The 4,691-nt window shown below is 70.8% G+C and carries 6 protein-coding genes; all 6 read right to left on the reverse strand.

From position 1 onward, the window contains the following. Positions 1-130: 130 nt before the first annotated feature. A complete protein-coding gene (locus tag LW840_RS17265; RefSeq protein WP_291267103.1) occupies positions 131-1,531 on the reverse strand; it encodes a glycogen-binding domain-containing protein in 1,401 nt (466 codons plus the stop codon). A 62-nt stretch (positions 1,532-1,593) separates the two neighbouring features. Continuing rightward, positions 1,594-2,313: a hypothetical protein gene (locus LW840_RS17270; protein WP_291269237.1), complete on the reverse strand. Its 720-nt coding sequence runs from the start codon at positions 2,311-2,313 to the stop codon at positions 1,594-1,596. Then, on the reverse strand, positions 2,310-2,975 hold the full coding sequence (locus tag LW840_RS17275; protein WP_291277465.1) for an isoamylase early set domain-containing protein: 666 nt from the start codon (positions 2,973-2,975) through the stop codon (positions 2,310-2,312). The genes LW840_RS17270 and LW840_RS17275 overlap by 4 nt, the downstream gene beginning before the upstream one ends. 96 nt (positions 2,976-3,071) lie before the next feature. Continuing rightward, on the reverse strand, positions 3,072-3,617 hold the full coding sequence (locus LW840_RS17280; RefSeq protein ID WP_291260322.1) for an RNA polymerase sigma factor: 546 nt from the start codon (positions 3,615-3,617) through the stop codon (positions 3,072-3,074). A 114-nt stretch (positions 3,618-3,731) separates the two neighbouring features. Further along, positions 3,732-4,337, reverse strand: a complete 606-nt coding sequence (locus LW840_RS17285) for a hypothetical protein (RefSeq protein WP_291260323.1) — start codon at positions 4,335-4,337, stop codon at positions 3,732-3,734. Next, a partial coding sequence (locus LW840_RS17290) for an agmatine deiminase family protein (RefSeq protein ID WP_291277466.1) occupies positions 4,334-4,691 on the reverse strand: 358 nt, incomplete at its 5' end. The genes LW840_RS17290 and LW840_RS17285, both read right to left, overlap by 4 nt.

Genomic DNA, 4,691 nt, shown 5'->3' on the forward strand with positions numbered 1-4,691 from the left:
CGCCCTGCGAAGCAGTGGCGCCCGCCTTGTTCGACCTCATCCCTGCCATACTGCCCGCTGCTCTTCCTGCTGTCTGCCGTCTGCTGTTTGCTTTTCGGCGCACACACGCCCCCGCCGCCTCGCCTCCCCCTCACCGCCGCACGATCAGCAGCCCCACCGGACTCCCGAACTCGTCGTTGCCGATCGGCAGTCCCGGCGGCGCGATCCAGGCGCCGCCGTCGGCGCGCATGGCCACTCGGTGGGCCCCCGGTGGCAGCTTGAGCTCCGCGCGCCAGCGGCCGCTGGTGAGCCGCTGCATACGCGTGACGGTCCACTGCGTGGCGTCGCCCATGAGCTCCACGCTTTCCGCGCGTGGCGCGTCCACCAGCAGCACCACGCGCAGCGTGTCGCGCGTGGCCATGGCGTTGTCGTCGGGGCCATGGTCCACCCGTTCGAGCGACGCACTGTCCACCACACCCAGCGTGCGCGTTTCAAAGGCGAGAATGCCGGTGGGCGTGCCGTCGTTGTCACGCCAGGGGAGACGCGACAGCCGCACCCCCAGCGCCACCACGGGGGAGAGACGCGAACGGTGGCGATCGCGCAGCTCGTCGCGCAGCATCGCCCCCCCCAGCGTGGCCGGGTTGGTGGCGGCGGCGCCCACCAGGGACAGCCAGCCGGTGATGGGCTGCACCACGGCCAGCGAGGCCACGGTGGGCACCGACTGCGCGCGTGGCGCGAGCGCATCGTTGTTCACCCAGCTGGCCACGGGGGCGGTGACCGACATGAGCCACTGCGTCTGGCCGGTGTTGAAACCCACCGACGCAATGCCGGTGGCCACATCGCGCCGCTGCATGGTGCGCAGGGAGGCCGTGTTGATCACCTCGCCCGCGCTGGAGGGTACGCTCATGGACACCCGCGGCACATCGAGCGTCATGGTTTGCGTGGTGACTCGCGTGGCACGTTCGAACGACATGCCGACGGCGAACTCCACTCCCGCGTACGTGGTGACCACGCCCGCCTCGAGCCGCGCCAGCTGGCCGGCATCCACGCGCCGGGTGACGGTGGTGTCGTTGGCCATGGCCCCCGACATGGCGGTCATCATGCCCACGTCGCCGTCGGCGCGCGGGGATGGCATGAGCGCCTCGTTGTAGAGCCCCGCCGAGGGATTGCCGTTGAAGGCCGAGCGGCCGTAGCTCACCGCACTCCACAGCCGGTTCTCGCCCACCCGGGCGCGCGCGCGCAGCGAGAGCAGCCCCTGCGCGTTGGGGCCATTCGAGAAGCCGTCCTCCACGCGCACGTTGCCGCTGGCGAGCGCCGCGAAGCGCACGGGGCCCAGTCGGCCCACCGATTGCGTGGCGCCCAGCCAGACATCATTCCGCTGCGATAGCGCATTGCCGCTGCCATCGGGGAGCGACGCCAGACCGAGCACCGAAAAGGTGGGGGCATCGGTGACCGGACCGATGGTGGCGGCGGGCACCATGGGGGCATCGCCCCGCACCTGCGCCAGCAGCCGTTCGGCAGGGCTGCCCACGGCCAGCAACGCGCATGACATAGCCCATCCGCGGCTCGGGAAGGAGCGGCGGCGCGACGCGCGAATGGAACGGCAGCGAAGCGTCACGGTGCGGGCGGGCGGACCGGTTTGCGGTCGGAAGACGTGGACGTTGCCGCATCGGGCGACGTCACTATCACGGCTTTAACGTAACGATGCAGGGCGTCGACAGCCATCCCGGGGCCGCGCTGCGCATTCTTGGCCACCGTGGCCTGCAGCCCCAGCAAGGCGTCGTCGGCGCGTGGCGCGCGGCCAAGGGCCGCGACCGCCTCCTGGGCGGTGGCAGCCGGTACCCCGCGGCGCACGAGGTCGGTGAGCACCACCAGCGGCACCACCACCGGCGCCTTGGGGCGACTGCCCCGCACCAGCTCGAGGGCGCGACGGTCGAGCCCGGCGCGCAGGGCAATGGCGCCGGCCTCGAGCTCATCGTCGGTGCTGCGCTCGCCCAGCGCCTGCTTCGCGTCCCGCAGCGCCAGCGCATGCTCGCGGACCACCCGCAGGATGCGCTCGCTCGTGGTACGTCGCGCCGCCCCTTCCAGCGCACGGTTCACCAGCGGCCGCACCGGCAATCCGGCCGCTGCCGCATCGTCGAACAGCGCCCGCAGCGCAGTCGCGGTGAGCGAATCGAAGCGGCTGGCGTCGAAGGCCTGCGGTTCGCGCCGTGCCACCGCCGTTTGCGAGGCGGGCGCGCGCGCCTGGCCCACGAGAATGGTGTCTGTGGGCCCCGCCGGCATGGTGGCGCTGGCCAGCTGGGCGGCGAGCACCCACACCGTGGACAGCGTCATTTGCCGCCCCGCCCGTTTACCACCACCGCGTTGGTGGGACCGAACCCGGCATCCTCCACCTGCGGCGCCAGCGGATCGACCAGCCACCGCTCGCCGTCCACCACGAAGGCGTACTCGTGACGACCGGGTTCGAGCGGCACCTGGGCCGTCCAGGTCCCGTCGGGTCCCTGCCGTACCATGGGCGTGGCGGCGGTGTCCCAGCCGTTGAAATCGCCTACCAGCGCCACCGCCCGCGCCGTATTGGCCACCGAGAAGGTGAAGCGCACGGTACCCTCGCGCGCGGCAGGCGCTGCCGGTGAGGGGAGGGAACGCGCGGCTCCCACCGCCAGGGCGCTATCGGCCTCGCGCTGATGCACGTCGGGGCGCCACGGTCGCGCCACTACCACCATGAGCACCGCCGCCGCCGCCGCTCCCCACCACCAGCGAGGGAAGAGGGTCCGCGAAGGTGCCCCGGCGGACGGCGCGGCGCTCGGGGCCGGGGCATCGGGCGCGGCGGCCAGCACGGCCCGCGTGACCTGCGCCAGATGCTCCCCGGCATGCAGGGGCTGCGCCTCGTACGACCGGCGGAGCCGGGCGGTGATCTCGTCGGCGTACGGGTCGTGCAGATCGGTCAGGTCGTGCAGCCCCTCGGAGCCCGGACCGTGTTGGTCGTCAGCAGCCACGACGCCCCCCGTGCCCCAGTGCGGGGACCGTTGGGGATGGCGTCATGGCGGCGGGGCAGCCCGGAAACGCATGCATGATCGCAATAATACGCCGCATCATGGCGATTGCTCCGGCGAGGCCGACAGGAGGGCCCGCAGCCGCTCGCTGCCGCGCTTGACGCGCATCTTGAGCGCCGATTCGCCGGCCCCCGTCATGGCCGACATTTCGGAGTACTCGAGCCCCTCGGCGTACTTGAGCAGCAACGCCTCCCGCTGCAGCGGATCGAGCTGCGCCAGCGCGCGGATGAGCACGTCGTCTTCCACGCCGGGCGCCAGCCCCGGCGGGGGCGCCGCTGCCGATTCGATGGCGACGTCGTCCTGCACGAACCGCCTGGTGCGCCGTCCGCGCGACGTGAGGTAGTTGCGGCACTGGTTGGTCAGGATGCGAAAGAGCCAGCCACGGAACTGATCGCGTTCGTCGTAGCGGCCAATGGCCAGATACGCGCGCAGAAAGCTGTCCTGTACCACGTCCTCGGCATCGGCGCGCTCTCCCAGCATGTGGTACGCGAACCGCCAGCACGCGTCGTAATACCGTGCGACCAGCGATCCGAACGCCTCCGGATCACCGGCCCGGGTGCGGACGACCAACTCGGCGTCAGTCATCGTGGGACAACAACGTACCCTCAGGGGGCGTCACCTCACCCCTGAGACCGACCTGCCCGCCCCGCCCGCCCCGCGCACCACGCGGGCGCCCGATCACCCCGGGGCCGCGGGCCCTCATCCCCCGAACTGCATGAGGGTGACCACGAGCATGAGAACCACGAAGAGCGAGGTGGCCGTGCGGTTCACGCCGCCCATGCGCCGCAGCAGGTCAAGCTCTTCGCTGCTGGAGACTCCCTGCATGGACACCAGTCGGCTGGCGGCGCGCGCTCGCCGGAAGAGAAACCAGTTGGCGGTCCCCCCGGCGGCGAGACTCGACGACACGAACACCGCCACGCTCATCACCTGCAGCCACTCGTTTTCCGGCTTCGACAGCTCCACCACCGTCTGCGGCGTGTCCGACCCGGTGAGCCATCGGAAGACGAATCCCGGCACCAGGAAGAAGAGCGTGAAGGGCACGTACAGCTTGCGGTACAGGAACCACGCGGGCGGGAAGGCAATGGCCGCCGGCCAGTTCCAGGTGGGCACGAAGCTGGGGTCGGCCAGAAACGGTGCGAGCTTGCGGCGGTACGACGTCTCCCACTTGGGACCGAAGTACGCGGCCATGCGCTCCTCGCTGAAGTCGTCGCCGGCGGGCGCCTGTTGCGCCCACCGCGGCAACTCCGGCTCCTTGGGTTGCGGGGCCCCGGTGTTCTCCGGTTCGCGCATGTCGTCACTGTTCACGATCCGCTCCGTGCTGCGGGCTGCTGCTGTGACAGGCAATGCAGTGTGCCCAACCCCCACACCAGATCCACGGCATGAATGCCCACGATCTCGTGCCTTGGCATGAGATCGGCGAGCAGGTTGAGCGCCACGCGATCGTTCCGGTCGTTGAACGTGGGCACGAGGCACACGCCGTTGGCCATGTAGAAATTCGCGTAGCTGGCAGGAAGGCGCATGCCGTCCATGATCACGACGCGCGGGAAGGGCAGGGGGATCACGTCGAGCTTCCGGCCTTTCGCGTCGCTGGCGCGCTGCAGGCGATGGAGGTTCTCGAGCGAACGCGGATGGTTCTCGTCGTTGGCGTCTTCCTCGTGC

The organism is Gemmatimonas sp., assembly GCF_021298855.1.
GTDB lineage: Bacteria > Gemmatimonadota > Gemmatimonadetes > Gemmatimonadales > Gemmatimonadaceae > Gemmatimonas.

What these genes read in the sequence shown, in the direction of transcription:
- LW840_RS17280 (WP_291260322.1), bottom strand. Translation starts at nt 3,617, where the DNA reads ATGACTGACGCCGAGTTGGTCGTCCGCACCCGGGCCGGTGATCCGGAG.
- LW840_RS17270 (WP_291269237.1), bottom strand. Translation starts at nt 2,313, where the DNA reads ATGACGCTGTCCACGGTGTGGGTGCTCGCCGCCCAGCTGGCCAGCGCC.
- LW840_RS17265 (WP_291267103.1), bottom strand. Translation starts at nt 1,531, where the DNA reads ATGTCATGCGCGTTGCTGGCCGTGGGCAGCCCTGCCGAACGGCTGCTG.